This window comes from Ralstonia sp. SET104, from assembly GCF_003851545.1.
In the GTDB taxonomy this organism is placed as follows: Bacteria; Pseudomonadota; Gammaproteobacteria; order Burkholderiales; family Burkholderiaceae; genus Ralstonia.
In genome coordinates, this window is the sequence record NZ_BHVX01000001.1 from 298,179 (window position 1) to 317,558 (window position 19,380).

Annotated in this window: 17 protein-coding genes; 5 read left to right on the forward strand and 12 right to left on the reverse strand. The window is 62.7% G+C overall.

The window, feature by feature from the left end; all coding sequences use genetic code 11:
* Positions 1–29: 29 nt before the first annotated feature.
* Positions 30–926: a methylisocitrate lyase gene (gene prpB / locus PSUB009319_RS01380; RefSeq protein WP_124380459.1), complete on the reverse strand. Its 897-nt coding sequence runs from the start codon at positions 924–926 to the stop codon at positions 30–32.
* A 212-nt stretch (positions 927–1,138) separates the two neighbouring features.
* Here prpB and prpR point away from each other — a divergent pair, with 212 nt between their 5' ends.
* A complete protein-coding gene (gene prpR / locus PSUB009319_RS01385) occupies positions 1,139–3,094 on the forward strand; it encodes a propionate catabolism operon regulatory protein PrpR (RefSeq protein ID WP_124380460.1) in 1,956 nt (651 codons plus the stop codon).
* 326 nt (positions 3,095–3,420) lie between these two features.
* Positions 3,421–4,767 carry a GGDEF domain-containing protein gene (locus PSUB009319_RS01390; RefSeq protein ID WP_124380461.1) on the forward strand — a complete coding sequence of 449 codons (1,347 nt, stop codon included), beginning with the start codon at positions 3,421–3,423 and terminating at the stop codon, positions 4,765–4,767.
* A 99-nt stretch (positions 4,768–4,866) separates the two neighbouring features.
* Here PSUB009319_RS01390 and PSUB009319_RS01395 read toward each other — a convergent pair whose 3' ends face one another.
* Positions 4,867–5,442, reverse strand: a complete 576-nt coding sequence (locus tag PSUB009319_RS01395) for an isochorismatase family cysteine hydrolase (protein WP_124380462.1) — start codon at positions 5,440–5,442, stop codon at positions 4,867–4,869.
* Positions 5,443–5,940: 498 nt separating this feature from the next.
* Here PSUB009319_RS01395 and PSUB009319_RS01400 point away from each other — a divergent pair, with 498 nt between their 5' ends.
* Entirely contained in the window at positions 5,941–7,230 is a 1,290-nt protein-coding gene (locus PSUB009319_RS01400; RefSeq protein WP_124380463.1) for a chloride channel protein, read from the forward strand.
* A 51-nt stretch (positions 7,231–7,281) separates the two neighbouring features.
* Here the strand turns inward: PSUB009319_RS01400 and PSUB009319_RS01405 are convergent, their stop codons facing one another.
* The 4 genes from PSUB009319_RS01405 to PSUB009319_RS01420 all read right to left on the reverse strand — a co-directional run bounded on the left by PSUB009319_RS01405 (position 7,282) and on the right by PSUB009319_RS01420 (position 11,037).
* The gene (locus PSUB009319_RS01405) at positions 7,282–7,776 is read right to left on the reverse strand and encodes a VOC family protein (RefSeq protein WP_124380464.1); all 495 of its coding nucleotides are present in this window, start codon (positions 7,774–7,776) and stop codon (positions 7,282–7,284) included.
* Positions 7,777–7,972: 196 nt separating this feature from the next.
* Positions 7,973–8,839: a DUF2242 domain-containing protein gene (locus PSUB009319_RS01410; RefSeq protein WP_124380465.1), complete on the reverse strand. Its 867-nt coding sequence runs from the start codon at positions 8,837–8,839 to the stop codon at positions 7,973–7,975.
* Positions 8,840–9,382: 543 nt separating this feature from the next.
* The gene (locus tag PSUB009319_RS01415) at positions 9,383–9,817 is read right to left on the reverse strand and encodes a hypothetical protein (protein WP_124380466.1); all 435 of its coding nucleotides are present in this window, start codon (positions 9,815–9,817) and stop codon (positions 9,383–9,385) included.
* Positions 9,817–11,037 carry a hypothetical protein gene (locus PSUB009319_RS01420; protein WP_124380467.1) on the reverse strand — a complete coding sequence of 407 codons (1,221 nt, stop codon included), beginning with the start codon at positions 11,035–11,037 and terminating at the stop codon, positions 9,817–9,819. Before PSUB009319_RS01420 ends, PSUB009319_RS01415 begins: the two co-directional genes overlap by 1 nt.
* A gap of 962 nt (positions 11,038–11,999) precedes the next feature.
* Here PSUB009319_RS01420 and PSUB009319_RS01425 point away from each other — a divergent pair.
* Positions 12,000–12,377 carry a hypothetical protein gene (locus PSUB009319_RS01425; protein WP_124380468.1) on the forward strand — a complete coding sequence of 126 codons (378 nt, stop codon included), beginning with the start codon at positions 12,000–12,002 and terminating at the stop codon, positions 12,375–12,377.
* Positions 12,378–12,707: 330 nt separating this feature from the next.
* On the opposite strand, the gene PSUB009319_RS01430 is transcribed toward PSUB009319_RS01425, so the two are convergent.
* On the reverse strand, positions 12,708–13,328 hold the full coding sequence (locus tag PSUB009319_RS01430) for a hypothetical protein (RefSeq protein WP_124380469.1): 621 nt from the start codon (positions 13,326–13,328) through the stop codon (positions 12,708–12,710).
* A gap of 394 nt (positions 13,329–13,722) precedes the next feature.
* Positions 13,723–14,658 carry an MASE4 domain-containing protein gene (locus PSUB009319_RS01435; RefSeq protein WP_260392785.1) on the reverse strand — a complete coding sequence of 312 codons (936 nt, stop codon included), beginning with the start codon at positions 14,656–14,658 and terminating at the stop codon, positions 13,723–13,725.
* A gap of 272 nt (positions 14,659–14,930) precedes the next feature.
* Here PSUB009319_RS01435 and PSUB009319_RS01440 point away from each other — a divergent pair, with 272 nt between their 5' ends.
* Positions 14,931–15,725, forward strand: a complete 795-nt coding sequence (locus tag PSUB009319_RS01440) for an enoyl-CoA hydratase (RefSeq protein ID WP_124380470.1) — start codon at positions 14,931–14,933, stop codon at positions 15,723–15,725.
* 70 nt (positions 15,726–15,795) lie between these two features.
* On the opposite strand, the gene PSUB009319_RS01445 is transcribed toward PSUB009319_RS01440, so the two are convergent.
* The 4 genes from PSUB009319_RS01445 to PSUB009319_RS01455 form a co-directional block, all read right to left on the reverse strand.
* Entirely contained in the window at positions 15,796–17,199 is a 1,404-nt protein-coding gene (locus tag PSUB009319_RS01445; protein ID WP_124380471.1) for a sensor domain-containing diguanylate cyclase, read from the reverse strand.
* A 187-nt stretch (positions 17,200–17,386) separates the two neighbouring features.
* Entirely contained in the window at positions 17,387–17,965 is a 579-nt protein-coding gene (locus PSUB009319_RS01450) for a hypothetical protein (RefSeq protein WP_124380472.1), read from the reverse strand.
* Positions 17,966–18,098: 133 nt separating this feature from the next.
* Positions 18,099–18,257 (reverse strand): hypothetical protein, encoded by a 159-nt coding sequence (locus tag PSUB009319_RS22830; RefSeq protein WP_185453390.1) that lies wholly within the window; start codon positions 18,255–18,257, stop codon positions 18,099–18,101.
* A 116-nt stretch (positions 18,258–18,373) separates the two neighbouring features.
* Positions 18,374–19,309 (reverse strand): GlxA family transcriptional regulator, encoded by a 936-nt coding sequence (locus tag PSUB009319_RS01455; RefSeq protein WP_124380473.1) that lies wholly within the window; start codon positions 19,307–19,309, stop codon positions 18,374–18,376.
* Positions 19,310–19,380 lie beyond the last annotated feature (71 nt).

The window sequence follows — 19,380 nt, forward strand, 5'->3', positions numbered from 1 at the left end:
TCCTTGGATGCGTGGGAATCTTGTGGGCGTTATTTCTGTGCAGCAAACAGTGCGTCGAGCTTGTCTTCGTATGCGTGATAGCCGAGATATTGATACAGATCGGCGCGCGATTGCATGGTTTCTACGGCGGCCTTTTGGGTGCCGTCACGCATCACGGTTTGATAGAAATTGAGCGCGGCTGCGTTCATCGCGCGATAGGCGCCGCAGCAGTACAGCGCGATATCCACGTTGGCGCTGGCAAGCTCTTGCGTGGTGAACAGCGGCGTGCTGCCGAACTCGGTCAGGTTGGCCAGGATGGGCACCTTTACGGCGGCCTTGAAGCGGCGGTAGTCGTCCAGCGTCTTCATGGCTTCGGGGAAGATCATGTCCGCACCGGCTTCCACATAGGCCACGGCGCGCTCGATGGCAGCATCGACACCTTCCGAGGCCGCCGCATCCGTGCGGGCCATGATCACGAAGTCATCGTCGGTGCGGGCATCCACGGCGGCCTTCACGCGGTCGACCATCTCGTCAGTGGACACGACTTCTTTGCCTGGGCGATGGCCGCAGCGCTTCTGGCCGACCTGGTCTTCCATGTGCACGGCCGCCACGCCCGCCTTGATGAACGAGCGGACGGTGCGCGCGATGTTGAAGGCGCCGCCCCAGCCGGTGTCGATATCGACCATCAGCGGAATCTGCACGGCGTCGGTAATGCGGCGGGCGTCGATCAGCACATCTTCCATGGTGCTGATGCCCAGGTCTGGAATGCCCAGCGAGTTGGCGGCCACGCCGCCGCCCGACAGGTACACGGCCTTGAAGCCGGTTTGCTCCGCCATCTTGGCGGCGTACGCAGTAATGGCGCCCACCACTTGCAGTGGCTGGGATTCGGCAACGGCAGCGCGGAACTTGGCGCCGGCGCTGGTGGGGTGACGTTGGGTTGTGCTCATGCGGGCTCCGTAAAGAATGGCCTCAGTGAGCAGGAAGCGGGCCACCTTGGCTGCGCCGCGTAACCCATTGATTTGTATGGGAGTGACGTGGCCGCCCTTGTGCGCATCATTTCAAAAATGAAATTTTTAATTTCAATGTAGAAATTCGCGGCGCATAATGACCGGACCGCCGTTTCCGCCGTTTCCGCCGTTTCCGCTGTTCGCACCGCACCATGAGCCCCACGCCCGCCGACCAGGCCGCCCGCCCCCGCATCTGGGCCTGCGGCATCAGCCGCCTGAGCGATCTCTTCCTCGACATCGCCGCCGAATACAACGACCGCGCCGAGCTGCGCGTCATCACGCGCGGCTTTGAAGACATCGTGCGCGAGATCGAAGCCGCCGGTGCTGAGCGTCCCGATGTGGTGGTCGCGGGCGGCTCCAACGGCGCGTATCTGAAACCGCGGCTGTCGTTGCCAGTGGTGGTCATCAACCCGACGGGTTTTGACGTGATGCATGCGCTGGCCCGCGCCCGACGTACGGCCCCCGGCGATGCAGCATCGGTGGCACTCGTGACCCACGGCGACACGCCCGATGAAGTGCGCCGCTTCGTCGCCGCCTATGGCATGGACGTGGTGTTTGCCTCATACACCTCGCGCCAGGGCGCAGAGAGCTGCGTGCTGGATTTGCGAGACCGCGGCGTGGGCGCGGTGGTCGGCCCTGGCCTGGTGACAGACCTGGCCGCGCAGGCTGGCATGAACGCGGTGTTCCTGTATTCGCGTGACTCGGTGCGCGCGGCCTTCGACACTGCGTTGGAAGTCGTGCAGGCCACGCGCCGCGAAACACTGCGCCGCCAGCGGCTGGACAACCTGCTGCAGCATCTGCGCGATGGTGTGGTTGCGCTCGATGCGCAGGGCCGCGTTGAGGCCATCAACCAGCGTCTTGCCACTGCGCTGGGCATCGAGGCCAAGCAGGCCATCGGGCATCCGCTGCTGAGCATCGCGCCCAATCTGTTCGGCCAACTGCCTGATGCTGATGGCGATACGCTGGGCACCGTGCAAGGCGTGAACTACGTCATCCACCGCGGCCCACTCTCTAGCTCGGGCACCGGCGCAGAAGGCACCGTGTTCACCTTCCAGGAATCCCGCGCGGTGGAGCGGCTGGATCGCACGCTGCGCTCACGCCAGCGCCCGCAGCACTTCAGCGCCCGTTATCGGATCGAGGACCTCGTGGGCGAATCCGTGCCCATCGAGCGTGTGCGTACGCTGGTGCGCCGTTATGCCAAGTCCGATGCCACCGTGCTCGTGCTGGGCGAATCCGGCACCGGCAAAGAGATGGTCGCGCAGGGCATGCATCAGCTCAGCGGGCGGCGCGACTTTCCGTTTGTCGCCATCAATTGCGGCGCGTTTCCCGAGGCGTTGCTGGAGAGCGAACTGTTCGGCTACGAAGAGGGCGCTTTCACCGGCGCGCGCAAGGGCGGCAAGGCCGGGCTGATTGAAGCCGCGCACCGCGGCACCCTGTTCCTTGATGAGATTGGCGAGATGCCGCTGCCGCTGCAAAGCCGCCTGCTGCGTGTGCTGCAGGAGCGCGAGGTCGTGCGGCTGGGTTCCACCGAGCCCACGCGCGTCGACATCCGCGTGGTGGCTGCCACGCATCGCGCGCTGACGGACGCGGTGGAAGCGGGCACCTTCCGCGCTGACCTGTACTACCGCCTCAACATCCTCAGCATTGCGCTGCCCCCGCTGCGTGAACGCCCCGGCGATGTGATACCTCTGGCCGCAGAACTGCTCGTGCAAGCCGCGCGCCGCGAACCGCGCCTGCTGTTGCGCATTGCCGATACCGAAGAGGCCGCCCGCGTGCTGGCCGACATTGCCGAGCCGCTGCGGCGCTACACCTGGGCCGGCAACGTGCGCGAACTGCAGAGCGTGATCGAACGCATTGCCGTGGAGTTGGCTGACACCGATGACACCAACGCCATCACGCAAGACGTGCTGCGATTGATCGCACCGGAAGTGTTTGCGCACGCCGCGCCAGGCCAAACGGCGGCGTTGACGCTGCGCGAGCGCAGCCGGGGCGTGGAAGCGGAAGAGATACGCGCCGCGCTGGCCGCGCACGGCGGCGATCGGGATGCCGTGTGTGCGGCGCTGGGAATCAGCAAGACAACCCTGTGGCGACGCTTGCAGGCTGGGTAGCCTGTTGTGCTGCGCTTGTGCGGCCGTCGTGCAGCTATCGTGCGGCTATCGTGCGGCCCGACTTTGGAATCAGCCGCGGCTTTTTGCCTGCGCTGGCAACTACATCGCAAACACCAGCAGAGCGTGGACGCGCAATGCGCTGCCACTGCGCCGGGTTATCTGCAGACGGGAAGAGCCGATCCACCGCAATGCTTGCCTGGACACGCAACACCGCGTGTCTCAGGCATGCAGCGCAATGCCCACATAAACCTTTGGGCGGGCTTTTCGGTGGGGCCGGAACCGTGGAAAATCGCGCTCCAATCCTGCTTGCCCATCTGTAGTTCGGAATGACAGAAAACAATCCCTCGGAGACCGCCCGGCATGCCCTCAGGCTGCTGGCCTCACGCAGGTTGGCGCCCACGCCAGACAATTTCGCCTCGATCTACTACGAAATCGCTGGCAGCGGGCCACACGCAGACACCCAGGACACCGAGCGGATGACTCTGTTGCGGGAGTTGTGCGAACAGCTCGCGCATACGGTTGAATGCTGCCTGCCGGTGCTGGGCGAAGACGACGCCACCATCGGCCCTGCCGCCTGGGCGTTGATCAGGGCCTGCCGCTCCGAGTTCGAAAGCCTTGCCAACCTGAACGCCAAGCTGGCGACGTTCAACCATCGGCTGTCGGCCGCGACGCAAGACCAGAGCGAGATCCGCCGGACGCTGCTGGGCCTTCTGCAACTGGTGTTCGAGAACATCGGCGAGCTGTCATTGGACGACCGCTGGCTGCGTGGCCAGATCGAAGCCCTGATGAGGGCCAGCGAAGCCCCCGTGAGCCTGCGCCGGCTGGACGACCTGCGCCGCCGCCTCATGGAGGTGATCCACAAGCAAAGCTCGCTGAAGACGAAGTCGATCGAGGCCCAGGAAGAGATGAAGCGGCTGCTGGCCGCCTTCATGGAGCGCCTGTCCGCTGCGGCCGAAACCTCGGGCGAGCACCACCGCCAGATGGAGGCCTGCGCCAAGAAGATCGAATCAGCCAACAGCATCGCAGAGATCGCGCCGGCCATTCAGGACGCGCTATCGGCCACCCGCTGGATGTCGCTGGAGTCAGCCCGCAATCGCGACGTGCTGTCGGCCATGAAGGTGAAGGCTGAAGAAGCCGCCGCCGAGGTGGCACAGTTGCGCAAGGCGCTCGACATGGCATCGGCGTCGGCGCGTCACGATCTGCTGACCGGCGCGCTCAACCGCAAGGGTCTGGAGGAAGCGCTGGAGCGCGAAGTCGCCCGCGCCGCGCACCAGAACACCGTATTGTCGATTGCGTTTCTGGACATCGACGACTTCAAGTCGATCAACGACACCCATGGCCACAGCTTTGGCGACGATGCGCTATCGCACCTAGCCCAGGTGGCCCGTGAATCGATGCGCCCGCAAGACACGCTCGCCCGTTTTGGCGGCGAGGAATTCGTGATCCTGATGCCCGATACGGGCCTGGAAGAAGGCGTGCAAACCATCGTCCGGCTGCAGCGGGCGCTCACGCAGCGCTTCTTTGCGGCGGGCGATACCCGGCTGTTCATCACCTTCTCTGCCGGGGTGGCGGAAGTCGGCAAAGACGAAGCGCCCATGGCCGCCATTCATCGCGCCGACCGTGGCATGTATCAAGCCAAGCGCGCCGGCAAGAACAAGGTCGTCTGCGCCTGAGCGCTGGATAGCCTCAGCAGCCGTGAGCGTGGCGGGCACCCTCAGGCGATCGGCGCCAAGCCGGGTGGGACGCCGGGTTGACGTCGGCTGCGTGACCGCTCAATGCCAGGCAAGCAACGACAACGCATCCGCCAGCGAGAGCACCGTCGTGCGTGATTCAAACGCCGTGGCGAAGAGATGATCGTGCACGACCTGATCCGGGTCGTAGCAGCAGTCCTTCACGGTGAACAGGCGATAGTCCGCATCGCTCGCGTGTGCGATGGACGACAGCATCACACCTGTCGATGCAACGCCCACCATGATCAAGGTGTCGACGCCCTGCGCGGAAAGCCGCACCTGCAGATCCGTCCCGTAGAACACGCTGGCCCGGTGCGCGACGACGATCGACTCATCTGGCTGCCGGCCAAGTTCCGGCGAGATCCGGTCTTCCACAAACAGCCCCAGTTGCTTCACGCCTTGCCCGTTCTTGTTCAGCGGGCTGACTTCCGGATAGCCGGGGCTGAAGTGGAACTTGGCGAAATAGACACGAACGCCCTTGGCTCGCGCGGCATCACATAGCTTGCGCGTGTTAGAGAGCAGCGCGGGCGCGACTGATGGAAACAGCCCCATGATGTCGGTCTGGTAGTGCATCACCAACAACGCCGTTTGCTTGGGAACCAGTGCGAATGTCGACATAGGGCTACGCGATCCGGGAGGGGGGCGGTCGACTCTATCACGGTCACCTGTATGCGAATTGACCACACCCGGCCCCAATCGGCTCCAATCTGCCCCAATCGCGTTGCAGCCTGAGCGCCGCGAAAACACGTTACGACCCTTGTCGACCTTGTTAAAAAAGGCAGACTTGGTTTGGTAAGCCCAAGTCTTTCCCTGCGCAGCACGGCATGTGGCGGAAGCTCTGGCCGTGCGCGTGCACTGGTCCCACGACGAGCATCGGCGCCACTGTGGCGCCCAATGTGCGTTCGCGCGGTTCCAGACACGATCCTGCAGACACTGGTCAGCCTGCGTTGATCGCTCACGTTCCTGATTCCTGATTCCTGATTCCTGATTCCGGTATCCGCCAAGGTCATACCGACGGCGAACAGCCTGTTTGACTCGCTGCGCTCCATCGCTGGGCGGTAGCGCCGGATGCCGCGCCGTATAATGTCCGCCTTTCACAGACGGACGCTCACGCCCATGTTTTCTCGTCTCCGCATTGCCGATCAGCCCGCGCGTCGGGCCCGGAGACTGTGGGCCAATTACGGCATTTTCTGGCTCGGCGCGGTGTTGGTCGGGCTGGTTTCCGTGGCGTACGCCAAGCTCATCGACTTCGGCTTTGAAGTCTTTCGCGGCATGGTCTCGCATGCGTTCTGGCTGCCCATCGTCATTACGCCGCTGGGTGCGGCACTCGCCATTTGGCTGACGCGGCAGTTCTTTCGTGGCGCGGAAGGCAGCGGCATTCCGCAGGTCATCGCGGCGCTGGAAGATGGGCGGCTATCCAACTCCCTGCTTTCGCTGCGCATCATGATCGGCAAGATCGTGGTCTCGTTCCTGGGCATACTCTGCGGTTTCACGATTGGCCGGGAAGGGCCCACGGTGCAGATTGGCGCATCGCTCATGTATGCAATGCGCCGGGGCTATCGACGCAGCAGCCAGCACATCGAGCGGCAGCTTGCATTGGCCGGCGCCGCGGCGGGCCTGGCGGCAGCGTTCAACACACCGCTGGCCGGCGTTGTCTTTGCCATTGAAGAACTCACGCGCAGCTTCGTGGCGCGCAACAGCGGCACGCTGATCACCGCCATCATCTTTTCCGGCGTGGTTGCCCTGGGCTTGCAGGGCAACTACCTGTATTTCGGGCGCATTCAGGCCATCGGCCAGTTTCATCTGGCGCTGGTGCCGGTGGTGATTGCCGCCAGCGCGCTCTCGGGCGTGGCGGGCGGCGTGTTTGGTTGGCTGCTGCTCAACATCCCGCGCTGGATGCCCGCGCCGCTGGTTGAACTGCGCCAGGCGCGGCCGGTGCAGTTTGCTTTTCTGTGCGGCGTGTCTATCGCCCTGATCGGGTTGGCTTCCGGCGGCACCACGTTTGGCAGCGGTTATGCAGAAGCGCGGGGCCTGCTGGAGACCCACCAGGCGCTCTCGCCGTTCTACGCGGTGCTCAAATTTGCCGCGCTGATCGCGTCATACCTGTCGGGCATTCCGGGCGGCATCTTTGCCCCCTCGCTATCGATTGGGGCAGGGCTTGGCAACATCATGGCGCTGTTGACGTCGGCTGTGCCGCTGCCGAGTCTGGCCGCGCTTTGCATGGTGGGCTATCTGGCGGCGGTCACGCAGTCGCCCATCACGTCGTTCGTCATCGTGATGGAGATGATCGACGGCCACGAGATGGTCCTGCCGCTCATGGCCGTGGCGTTGCTCTCCAGCCAGGTGTCAAAGGCGCTGACGCCGTCGTTCTATCACACGCTTGCCCATCGGTTTCGCGCGTCGTGATCGGGTCGTGACGGTTTGCGCTTGCGTCGCCCAGCTGGCTGCTGCCCGACATCAACCCGCCGATCCACTCCCCCGCCACGCTGCCTCAATCCTGGCAATGTCGATTTTCGTCATCGTCATCATTGCCTCGAACGCGCGCTTGGCTGCCACGCGGTCAGGGTCGGTGAAAGCCGCTGTGAGCACACGCGGCGTGATCTGCCACGACAGCCCCCACTTGTCCTGACACCAGCCGCATGCGTTTTCCCGGCCGCCGTTGTTGACGATGGCGTTCCACAGCCGATCCGTCTCGGCCTGGTCGTCGGTAGCGATCTGGAAAGAAAACGCATTGCTGTGCTGGATGCCTGGGCCGCCGTTCAGCCCCAGGCACGGAATGCCCGCCACCGTGAACTCCACCGTCAGCACATCGCCCTCTTGGCCGGCAGGGTAGTCGCCCGGTGCGTGGTGCACGGCAGTGACTTTGCTGTCGGGGAAGGTCTCGGCGTAGAACTTGGCCGCGTCGAGCGCGTCGCGGTCGTACCACAGGCAAATCGTGTTCTTGCTGACCATGCGTGTCTCCGGAAAGGGCGGGCACCGGCATGTGCAACGTCTGCCACCTTATGCGCTACAGGACTTGGGCTGTGTCGGGCAAGACGGTTGCCGGGTGCCGCTGTTGGGGGCTCCCACTGTCTCACAGGTCTTGGCTGTCGGCCAGTGATGCGGGCGCCGCCTGGGCCTGCGCATCACTGGGTGGATTGGCTTGTTTTCAGCCCGCGCCGCCGGTTGTCGCACCCGCTGGTTCAGATGCAGGCGCCGAACGCGGAACTGGCGCTGGCGTAGTTACCGCAGGTGCATTCGATGCCGGTGCGGCGGGCATCGCGGCGGGCGCAGAAGCGGGCGCGGCCACCGGGGGCGGAACTGGCGCAGCGGCCGGAGCCGATGCAGGCGCGGCCACCGGCACAGGCGGCGCGGCAGGCGTTGGCACCACGGGCGTTGTCATCTTCATCGGCTCGCCCTGCGGCGTGGGCGCAGGCTCGGGCAGTGGGGCCACGTGTTCCTTCTCCGCCGCCTTGGCGATCTTGCGGTCGTGGCGGGCGGGGTCGATCTTCAGAAAGTGGTCCACCAGATTGAAGTAGCGCTCGTAGAACACCCCGGCCGGAATCGTCTCGCTTGCCACCTTCACCATCGAATCGTCACCCGAGCCGATGGGCAGCGACACCGAGCCCAGAATGCTCAACCCCACGCTGGCCGACGTGCTCGTCTTCTTGAGCGTGTAGCGGTCTTGCACCGCGTTCACATAGGCCGTGCTCGACGTGCCCTCGGTATTGGCCTCTGCGCACACCACGTGGAACGAGATCACCACGTGCGAATCATTGCTCGGCTGAAAATTTTTGCTGCCATCGATCGTGTCTGCGCGCGGCGAGCTTGACACATACCCCTGGCTCAGCAGCGCCCGGCGTGCGGCCTCGCACGTCGCATCAGACTTGGCGTGGAACGTGCGCGCATAGGGGCTCGCGGCCGCATCGAACTGCTCCTGCTGATAGAGCGGCGTGGGCGCAGAGCTGCATGCAGCCACGGCGGCAATGCCAGTAGCGGCGCACAAAACAGACAACGAACGGAAGCGGTAGGGCATGGCGTTGGTCAAAAGGGCTTGGCCGGGTGGTGTGCCCGATGTGTCATCAGGCACCGGCCCGGCGGCGCCACTGCGTGTGCGGCGCAAGTTTTGTGCGCGGCACGCGGTGGCGGCGTGGGCGGGTGGCCGGGCAACATTATAAGTTTGTCGGGTGACAGGGCTGGCGGATAAGTTTGGGGGCCGTTCCAAGCCGTTTGCCTCCTCCGCCACCCCGCTACCTTGGTGACGGCGTCATCACACACGCCAGCGATGCCGGTGCCAGCTTCCCATTGGCCACGCGAAACCGGATCGCTGCTTTCAGCCGGCTGCGCCGCGAGGGGCAGATAAGGCCGCGAGCATCAGAATGGCCGCGCATGCATGCTTTGGCGTTGTTGCCGCTGATGCTGCGTGCGATGGGGCAGCCCACCCTCACCGGTGGGTGGCTTCCAACTCAATACGCAGAGGGCAAGACAGTGGATGGGGGTGCCCGCTGAGCCTTGCCGCCAACGCTTGTTTTTTCCCCTCCCACGGCGCTACTGCGCCGAAGGTGACGACCTGAACGTTCTATTCCGGATCGATGGTCAGGTAAGCAAGCCGGTCTGGAATGCGCTCTCGATACCCGAACGCCAAGGTCCCCCAAGGCAAAGATGCGGTGAGCGTCGTTACCTCTTGGGGTGAGCGCCCCCGAGGTAGGTCCGTCACGATGAGGTTGGGGTAGCGCGCGTGCACTTCGTCAACACCAATGCTTACCCCATTGAGCGCCAAAAGTAGAAAGCCAGCGCCCTTGTTGTCTGTACTCAGACGTAGATCCAGCATTGCAATTTTCCCGTTGTCCGCAAGATCTATTGCACGCGGGCTTTCAAAAAACGCCATGTGCGCGTTTCGGCTGGTTTCGAGCAATGGAAAACCAAGCGAAGCCTCCAATTTTTCCTTCGAGAACGGTAGTTGACTGACGAACAAGTCAATTGCTTGCCATAGTGTTAACTTGGATTGATTCATCAGCGTTCCAGACTGCGTGAATTGTCTTTGCTGCTTGCCGTCAATTTTGTCTCGAACCCATGGCGAATTTTATCTGTCAAAATTCTCAATTTTGGAATGCCATCGTATTGATTTGAATAGTAATCTTTGACCATTAGTCCAGACGCGGGATTTATTGAAATGGGCGTGATTTCAGCGGCCACGGAGCTAAGAACGGTGTTGAGTTTTTCACCCCTCTTTAGTCGGGAGTGTTGAAGGTAAACATCACGGTTATTCGAGAACGAAGCTGGATATTTTTTCTCAAGATCTATCCGGCGCTCTCCGTTTGAAACCATTTCGACCCTTGTGTTCATGGCACACATGATGGCTGCAGCCTCATCCAGCATACGGGATTGCACGAAGGCTTTCTTTGAGTGTAATTCTGCGGGCACTTTGTACAATGCATGCCCGACCTCATGCGCCAAGGTGTCGACAATGGCTTCTACGTTTGGTGAATCTTTATGGTCGATGACGATGATTTTGTTCCCTTTTACGCAGTGGCTGCCTTGCCCATTTTTTCCGTAGTTGATGCGCCATTTCTCTTTGTTGAGTTGCAAGATGTCACCTACCAGACTTGGCGATTTTTTGATCATTTCGTCAACTTCATCGCCCAGGCCTGTTGAAAAAAATTCACTGGCTTGGCGTTGTGGAAAATTGAGGTGAGAAAGCTTGCCCAGAACGATTGTGTTGTACGCATCTTTGTAATCATCAAATGATTTAGGACTGGCGTCCCATCTGAATAATAATTTTCCGATCGCTTCTCGATCGTTACGCCTTTTTTTGCTGTTCAAATAGTTGTCATATTCTTTGTTCCAATTGACCTTTTCTCCATCAGTGTTGCCAAGGATGTCAGGCCCGCCATTGGAAGCAATTTCGCGCTGCACTTTGATGGTGTTTATTTTTCCGCATCCAATCTGCTCCATATGACAATTCACGATGTCTTCCAGTGAGGAATATTTCGAGCGAGGTTCATGTGCAAGGTATCCTACTGCTCTGGAAAGACTGATAACGGCATGTGCCGGATTCCCGTTTTTCTTGCGATCCAAAACAATCGTTTTTGTCGCCTTGGAGGTGAAGCCACCTTGACCGTTTTCTCCGTACTTGAAAATCCAGCCTTTTCCATCGAGCTGCACGAGATCACGGTGCAGGCTTGGTGATTTTTCAATTAGATCATTCACGTGATCACCGAGATGCGTGAGCATGAACGCGCTTGACGGGGGCGGGGCAGGATTTGTTGATGGTGTAATCACTGCGCGACTTCGATCGTTTTATTGCAGCTTGTGCGGCGATATGGACTGAAGAAATTTATTTAATTTTTTCATTTAATGCGTAAGCTAATTTGCGAAAAAATACCGTGGTGATCGTTTGCCTGATCGTGGTCGTTGATCTGATCTTAGAATGGGAGCAGCGGTATGAATATCCATGCAGCGCCAAGGCCAGCATAGACCGTGCGTAATAGAATAATTTTTGATTTATAAAAAATCACAATAATCGCATCAAAGTTTGCAAAATATTATCTAGTCAGAGATAAGGCACGCGGTAGACGCCACCCCAAGAGGGGCCGGGTGCTATTTCTTCAATCGTTCCAGGCTGCAGCCAAGGGGCATCTGTGGCAAAGGCGCTGCCCACGGATGCAATGACGACAATGGCCCCGCAGAGTGCGCTTATCGCTTGCATGCATGCCGCCTGCGTTCCGTTGTGAATTTCCGACTGCGTTGTCGATTCCATCCGTCTATTTTTCAAAGCCGGATTGGATGGGGGCTTGCGTTGCCATCTGCGTTTCCCTGTGTCGTGGTGAAAGCACGGAACCATGACTGTGGTACGCGCTGGCCGGTATCGGCAGTTTCTGATTCTTGGAGGCGTGCCGGTCCGCCCTGCGTCGGCGGGAAACATGCAACCCGCAATTCAGAATGAGCCGATAGGCAAGCGTTGCTTCGCCCACCACAGTGCAGGTCGCTGTCTGCATCCGGCAGATGGGACTTGATTGGACTGGGAGGGTGAAATGGGGCCTCGCGCTTGTGCAGCCGCTGGTGGCAGTGCCACAACAAGCGGCGCGTTCACGGTCATTGACGAAAGGGCAGCGGCGCAGTGGGCCGATACGGCAACGTGCCCGGTGTGCGGGGCGAGCCCTGAAAGCAGCGCTGCATTTGTGGCGCAGGTTGCGATGAGTCGTTCACGCGCCTTGCAATGGGCGGAAGCCTTGGCGGGCACGTTGAGCGTAGTCGGCGCGGTGTACTTCGCACATTCGATGCTGGCGCATGTCGATCATGCGGCCGTCAGAACCGGGCCCTTGGTGGTGTACGCCGCGTTCGCTTTGCTGGTGGCGGGCTTGCTGGTGTTGGCGCAGATACCGCTTGTACTGTTTGCGCTACTTCGCCGGCCCGGTATCCGCCTGCGCGTGGTGGTGATGTTCTTCTTGGGTATCTCCACATTGGCGGCTGGCTTCATGCTGGGTCAAGACCGGACCGATCGGCAGTTGCCAGACAGTCCTGCGCTCTGGCCCACATTAGCCGAGCAAATTGTCGCAGCGGGGGCAAGGTGAACCGATCCTGAGCATCTCTGGCCGTTTGGGCGCTCTCAGGCTTGTCAAGCGTGGTGGGCGTGGTGGGCGCGGTGTTCTTTGTTTATACGCTGCTTGTGCACGTTGACTTGGCTGCAGTCAGAACAGGGCCGTTGGTGTTCTATTCGCTGTTGGCAGCGTGGGTTGCAGCGCTGCTGATCTTGATCCAGATACCGGTGGTGGTGTTTGTGCTGGTTTGCAGGCCGGGCATAACGTCCTGCGCTGTGCGCACGCTGCGAACAATAGAACCCGCTCAGATTGCCGGCATGCGTGCGGAGCGTGAAACTGCAGCGGCCCCGGCTCCGGCCCCGGCTAATCCCGATACCGCCCGACAAAGTGCTCGCACTGGCGCGCGCGGCTTAGCTTTGCAGCCCATCGGTACAACCCTTCCACCACGCCTTTGCTGACCGTGACCGGCTGGCCATCAATGTGCCCCAGCACGTCCGGTTGATTCTGATAGGGCTTATCAAACAGCAGCTTCATCTCGCTGCCGCCCCCGAGCGCCAGGTACACCGCTTCCCGAGGCTCGAACGGCAGTGGGAACGAGTTGCTGCGCACGCTGGCCCGTTCCATGGTTTGGATCAGGTTGGCAATGAGCGCGGTGTCTTCGGTGGTGTATTCGCAGCCGGCGTCTTTCAGCCGCGCTTCGTCCACGGCTTTGAGCGGCGTCCGGGCGGGGTCCATCAAATACAGCGTGACTGCGTGGGCCTTGCGCATCCGCGTGTTCAGGCCTTCGGCGGCCCAATAGCTTTGGTTGACCTTTACGGCAGGCGCTGCATTGGCAACGGGTTCTGCGTTTGCGATGGGTTCTGGATTCAGGGCTTCTGCCTGCGGTGCCTGTGCCTGGGGCGTTTGTGCCTGGAGTGTGCCCATCGGCAGTGCTTCTGCCTGGAGCGCTTCGGTTGGGGGCGCATCAATCAGGGGCGCTTCCATTGTGATTTGTCCGAAGGCCGCCTGGCTCATGCAGCAGACGCAAGCCACGGCCAGAGAGATGATGCTGTGCGACAAGTCCTACCCCTTTTTTGAAACCTGCGTTGTTGTGTTGCGCATATTAAGCCGGCGATGTGACGAAACGGGCCGGCGGTGCCTGGTGCCGCTAGCGTGGCGCCGGTGGCCGAGCCCGTCATTTGCGGCTGAGTTGGTGTGCGCTGTCTCGTCAGCTGACGATGGCTTGCGTGTAGCCGCGCCGCATCGTCATTGCGGCTGTCTGTAACAACAACAGCCAGGACACATGGCAATAACGGAGCGTTCTTCGCAGCCCGCCGGCTCTCAATTCTGATGTTTGCATCGCTGTCGTTTGCGGCAGGGCGGCAGGGCGGCAGGGCGTTCAGCGATCCATCTCCCGATCTTTCACATTGTTCGCCGCCAGCCGCCTGATTTCCGCCCGTGCCGCCGCCAGCCGCGAATGCAGCACGGTGTTCTCAATCAGCAACAGCAGCAACACAAAGCTCGCCCCCATCAGACCGAACACGCGGCCCACATGGAAGCCGAGGTCGTACCGGCCGCCATTGAATACGGCGCTGAGCGCCACGTCGCAAATCCACACGCACAGCACCACCATCAGCCAGATGTCGAGCGTGAGGTGTGGGCGGCTGCGCCACAGTACGACCAGGGCGGCCACGCAAAAGCACCACGTGCCGCCGGCCACGATCCACATGATGTGGGTGTAGCGGTTGGCGGCCATGATGGTGGGCAGCAGATGTTCACCGGCGGTGGCCAGCGCCACGCAGGCTGCCGCTGCGCCCAGCACGGCGGCCACGGTGCCCAGCGCGGTCTGCCGCGTCAGCGTGTGGGCCGGGAAGCGGCCGGGATCGCGTTCTTCGCGCCCTTTGAGCACGGCGTAAGCGATAACAAACAGCGGAAAGCCCGCGTGCCAGAACATGTAGATCCAGGCTGTGCTCTGCGGCCCCGTGCCCAGCAGGCCGCCAGACGTGAACAGCCCCGGAAATGACAGCAGATGCCCCACTGCTGTGGCGGCCGTAAACAGGTAGCCGCTGGCCAGCGCCAGCATGGCGCGCGACCGCGTGATGGCGAACTGTCCGAAGAGCAACGCGGCGGTAATCAGGTCATTGAGGATGAGCACCGATTCGTAAATCGGCACGAACGACGGAAGTTGCGCCAGCTGCACCTTGGCGAACGGCACGGCAGACAGCAGCACCACGAGCGACAGCAAGGCCACTGCCTGCGCCATCCAGTACGTCCGGCGCCCTGGGGAGAGGCTCAGCAACAAGCCGCGCTGCATGTCCAGCGTTTCCGTTATCACGTTGGCCCCCTTTCCGGTGACTGTGTCACTCGTTTTCCTGCCGTGCGATTGTGCTCCAGGCGGCGGTCTGCAGCGGTGCGCCCTCTTGTTTTCTGCAGGAGGTGTTGCCGGCGCCCGACGTCTGATACACGCTTGATAGTCAGCCGCCCGCCCGATGTCAAAGCGGCGAGGGGGTAGTACGTTTGTCAGCGGCGCGGCGCGCAATGTTATTGCGGGTGGGATTCGATAGACTGGCCTTTGCCCTGTCGGGGGCTGACCCAAGGAGCGCACCCATGGATCCCGTTCACACCACCTCTGACGCCCTCGTCCTGCGTGATGACCGCGACGGCGCCGCCACCCTGCGGCTGAACCGGCCCCTGCAATTCAACGCCTTGTCGGAAGCGATGCTCGATGCGCTACAGGGCGCGCTGGGCGACATTGCCCGCGATGCCAGCGTGCGCTGCGTAGTGCTCGGCGGCGAGGGCAAGGCCTTCTGCGCGGGGCATGACTTGCGTGAAATGCGCGGCACGCCGGAGCTAGCGTATTACCAGGCGCTGTTCGCGCGGTGCAGTGTGGTAATGCAGGCGATACAGGCGCTGCCCGTGCCGGTCATTGCGCGGGTGCATGGCGTGGCGACTGCGGCAGGCTGCCAGTTGGTTGGAAGCTGCGATCTGGCCATCGCTTCGGATGCGGCGCGGTTTGCAGTCTCGGGCATCAACGTTGGCCTGTTCTGCTCGACGCCGGCGGTGGCGCTGTCGCGCAATGTGAGCCCCAAACGCGCGTTCGACATGCTGGTCACGGGCCGCTTTATCGATGCGGCTACGGCGGCCGACTGGGGCCTTATCAACGAAGCCGTGCCCGATGCCGAGCTGGATAACGCCGTGGCCCGCAAGGTGGCGGACATCATCTCCAAGAGCCCCGCAGCCATCCGCTACGGCAAGGCGATGTTCTATCGGCAGCGGCAGATGCCGCTGGCCGATGCCTATGCCTATGCAGGCGACGTCATGGCCCGCAACATGATGGAAGAAGACGCGGGCGAGGGCATCGACGCCTTTCTGCAGAAGCGGCCCGCCCGTTGGCAATCGTAGGGGCGGGCCATCGCGTAGGTTTGCGGGCGCCAGCGTCGATCCAATACGGCGCAGGCCAAGTCGGGCGAATTCAGGCGCCGGCCACGCGGTTGCGTCCGCCGCGCTTGGCCGCGTAGAGTGCCTGGTCGGCCAGGTTCAGGACGATAGCCGCGTCTTCTCGCACGGGCTGGCGTTTGGACTGTGCGGGCGCGGCATCTTGCTGGTAGGTCGCATGGCCGATGCTGGCTGTGACCACACCGCCCACGGCAGGCGCGGCCGGAATGCCCGCACGCTCGATCGTAGTGCGCACGAACTCGGCCACATGCTGCGCGCCCGTTGCCGCAGTGTTGGGCAGGATCACGATGAACTCTTCACCGCCATAGCGTGCAACGAAAGCGCCCGCGCGGCGGCGCACGCATTCGGCAAGCACGCGGGCAATCTCCACCAGGCAGGCATCGCCGCGGGCGTGGCCGTAGCTGTCGTTGATCTGCTTGAAGTGGTCGATATCGATCATGAGCACCGAAAGCGGAATGCCCTCGCGCGTGGCGCGGCGGCACTCGACGTCCCAGCGTTCTTCAAACGCCTGGCGATTGCCGAGCTTGGTGAGCCCGTCGACCTGGGCCTGTTTTTCCAGTGCTTGATTGGCATGTATCAGGGCTTCATACAGCCGCGTGATGTCGGCCACCAGCATGCACAGCACGACTGCTGACGACACCATGCTCAGCAGTCGGGCCACATACCACCCGAGCGAGTAGCGTGCGCCGCCGTGCAGCGTCAGGATGGCATCTGCCAGCGCAGCAACCAGCGCAACGGCCACCCATAAGTCGATGGAGCGGCGCACGCGTGTAACGCTCACGTAGGCGATCAAACCAATGAGATTCGCGCCGATGGCGGGCACGCCGAGCGCGTGCACCAGGTTGCCATACTGGCCTTCACGAATGAGCGGCGGCAGGAGATCGCTCTGGCGCACGCAGACCAGCGCCACGCCGGCGGCCAGCACGGGCCCGATCCAGCGCAGCGCGCTCACGCGCCCGGCCCGTTGCGCACGCCGGTGCGCGGGGTGCTGGGTCGGCAAACGCGTCACCAGCAGCGCAAAAAGAATGAGCAGCGGATAGCCCGCGTGCCAGAACGTCCACAGCCACACCGCCGTCTGCGAGCTCGCGCCCAGCAGGCCGGTGGCTGAGAACACCCCCGGAAACGTCGGCAACTGCACCGCCGCGATGATGGCCGGAAACGCGTACGCGCTGGCCAGCATGCCCGAGAACGCTTCGCCGCCAATGCGCGCACGCTGCAGGAGCAGGTACGCAGTCAGGCTGTCCGACAGCACAACCATGGTGAGGAACATCGGCAGGAAGGGTTTGACCTCCGGCAGAGCGACGTTTGCATTGACGAAAGCCCAGCCTGCAATGGCGGCAATGGCGATTACCACCAGCGTTGCGCCCCATCGTTCACGCGCGGAGGGTCGGCTTGCCCCCAGTTCTGTTGTTTCCTGCATTGATCACCCGTACCTGCATCCAGGCTTAATCGTCTCAAATGATCCGCACTTTAGGTGCCGATTTCGCCGCTTGCGTGATCCTCGGCGGCTTGGATGGGGCAGGTGTTGCGCCGACGCACAGGCGCAAACGTTTACGCGGTTTTTTGAGGGGCGCGGGGTTGGCAGCGCTAAAACGTGTGTTTGAGGCTCAATCTGCGGTTTTGGCGGCTGTCCACAGGTTGTGGGGGCCCTGCCCGGCCTGCCACGCGTTGAAACGGCTGCGCCATTGCGCGAAGGGCTCGCTCAGGGGCCTGGGGTCGCCGCTCAGCGCATACGCCATGCCTTCGATCAGCCAGCGGGGCTTGGTCGCCACGGCCAGGTTGCCAAGCTCTTCGGCCTGCCGGTGGTGGATGAGTTCATGCGCTATGTAGTACGTGGCCCAACCGCGCGGTGCGATCACCGTGCCGAAGTTGCCCACGGCTTCTGCCGCGCGCCGGCCGATGCCGAAGGTGTCTGCGCAGCGCGTTGTCGTGCAGAAGACCATGCGCGGCGCATGCTGGAACGGGCCCACGGCGCTGGCGGCCTTGGCATAGCCCGCTTGATAGAGCTGCTCTGCTTCGTTCAGGGCGGCCACATCGTCGATGCAAAGGTTCGGCTGCGTGCAGATGATGCCCGGCATGAGCGAGGGCACTGCCACCCGCAGTGGCTTCACGAAGGCCAGTGCGGCCGCAGGCAGCGCGATCAGGGTGATGGCGCTGGCGGCCAGCAGGATGCGGGTGCGTTTCATGGGGTGTCCGGATGGCGAAGCGACGGCGGATAGGGATTGTAGGCGTCGCTCGATCCAGCCACGAGGAAGGCGGTCTAGCTCGACGCCGACCCGGTGCCCGGATTGCCTTGATCAGCCCAACCCGGCATCCGCATTATTGGTGCGGCGCGCTCACCTGCGCTTGCATCTGCCCCATGCTGATTTGGGGCGCTTGCAAGCCCCGCGGCTCATCCGTCAGATCGCGGGCAAGCGAATAGGCCGTGATCACGGCCAGTGTGACCCCCACGATGGCCAGCATTTCCCGGGTTTTCATACGCGTCTCCTCCGTTTGTCGGCCCCGGCCTGTGGGCGCCGGGCAGCGACGTTGCGCAGGCGCAAACTTCGGGCCCGAGAGAGAGGAATGGCGCAGTGGCGCGGGTTTGGGCGGCGTTACCGGGCGCGCAACGTAGACGGTGACACGCCCAGCAGGCGCTGAAAACTGCGGCGCATGCGCTCGGTATCGCCAAAACCGCACTCGGTGGCGACGCGCTGCATGGACACGGCACCGCTCTCCAGTGCAGAACGTGCTGCCTCCACACGCAGTTTTTCCACGGCCTTGGCTGGCGTCAGGCCTGTTTCGGCCTGGAAGGCGCGCGCGAAGTGGCGCGGGCTCATGCAGGCGTGTTCGGCCAGATCGCCCACGCGGTGCGGTGCATCCAGATGGCGGCGCACATGATCGAGCAGCGGCTTGAAGCGGCCGCGTGCCGAGTCCATCTCATTGAGCGCAGAAAACTGCGATTGGCCGCCGGGCCGCCGGTAGTACACGACAAGCTGTCGCGCCACCGCACGCGCTACGCGCTCGCCCAAGTCTTCGGCGATGAGGGCCAGTGCAAGGTCGATGCCGGCGCTGATACCGGCGCTGGTCCAGATGCCGCCGTCGTTCACATAGATGTGGTCGGGCTCAAGCCGCACTTGCGGAAAGACGCGCGCGAACTGCTCGCCGCGGCTCCAGTGTGTGGTGGCGCGCCGGCCATTCAACAGGCCCGTGGCGGCCAGCAGCAGGCTGCCTGAACATACGCTGGTCACGCGTGCGCCGCCGGCTGCGCAGCGCTGCACAAAGCGGCGCGTGCGTGCATCGGCCATGGCGGCATCCACGCCGTCACCGCCGGCAATCAGCAGCGTGTTGATCTGGCTTGCCGGTGGCAGCGCCTCGGCATCCCACCGCGCGCCCGACGAACTGCGTACGAGGCCGGGCTGTGCGGCCACGGTGCGCAGTGTGTAGTGGTCATCCCGATACCGGCTGGCCACTTCAAACGCCGCCACGGGCCCGGCAGCATCGAGCACCTGGAAGTCCGGAAAGATCAGTACGGCAATGCGGTGGGGCATGGCAGAAAAAGTGGGGGACTGGTCATTGCTGCCAACACGATAGGGCGCGATGCTGTGAACCGTCAACTCAC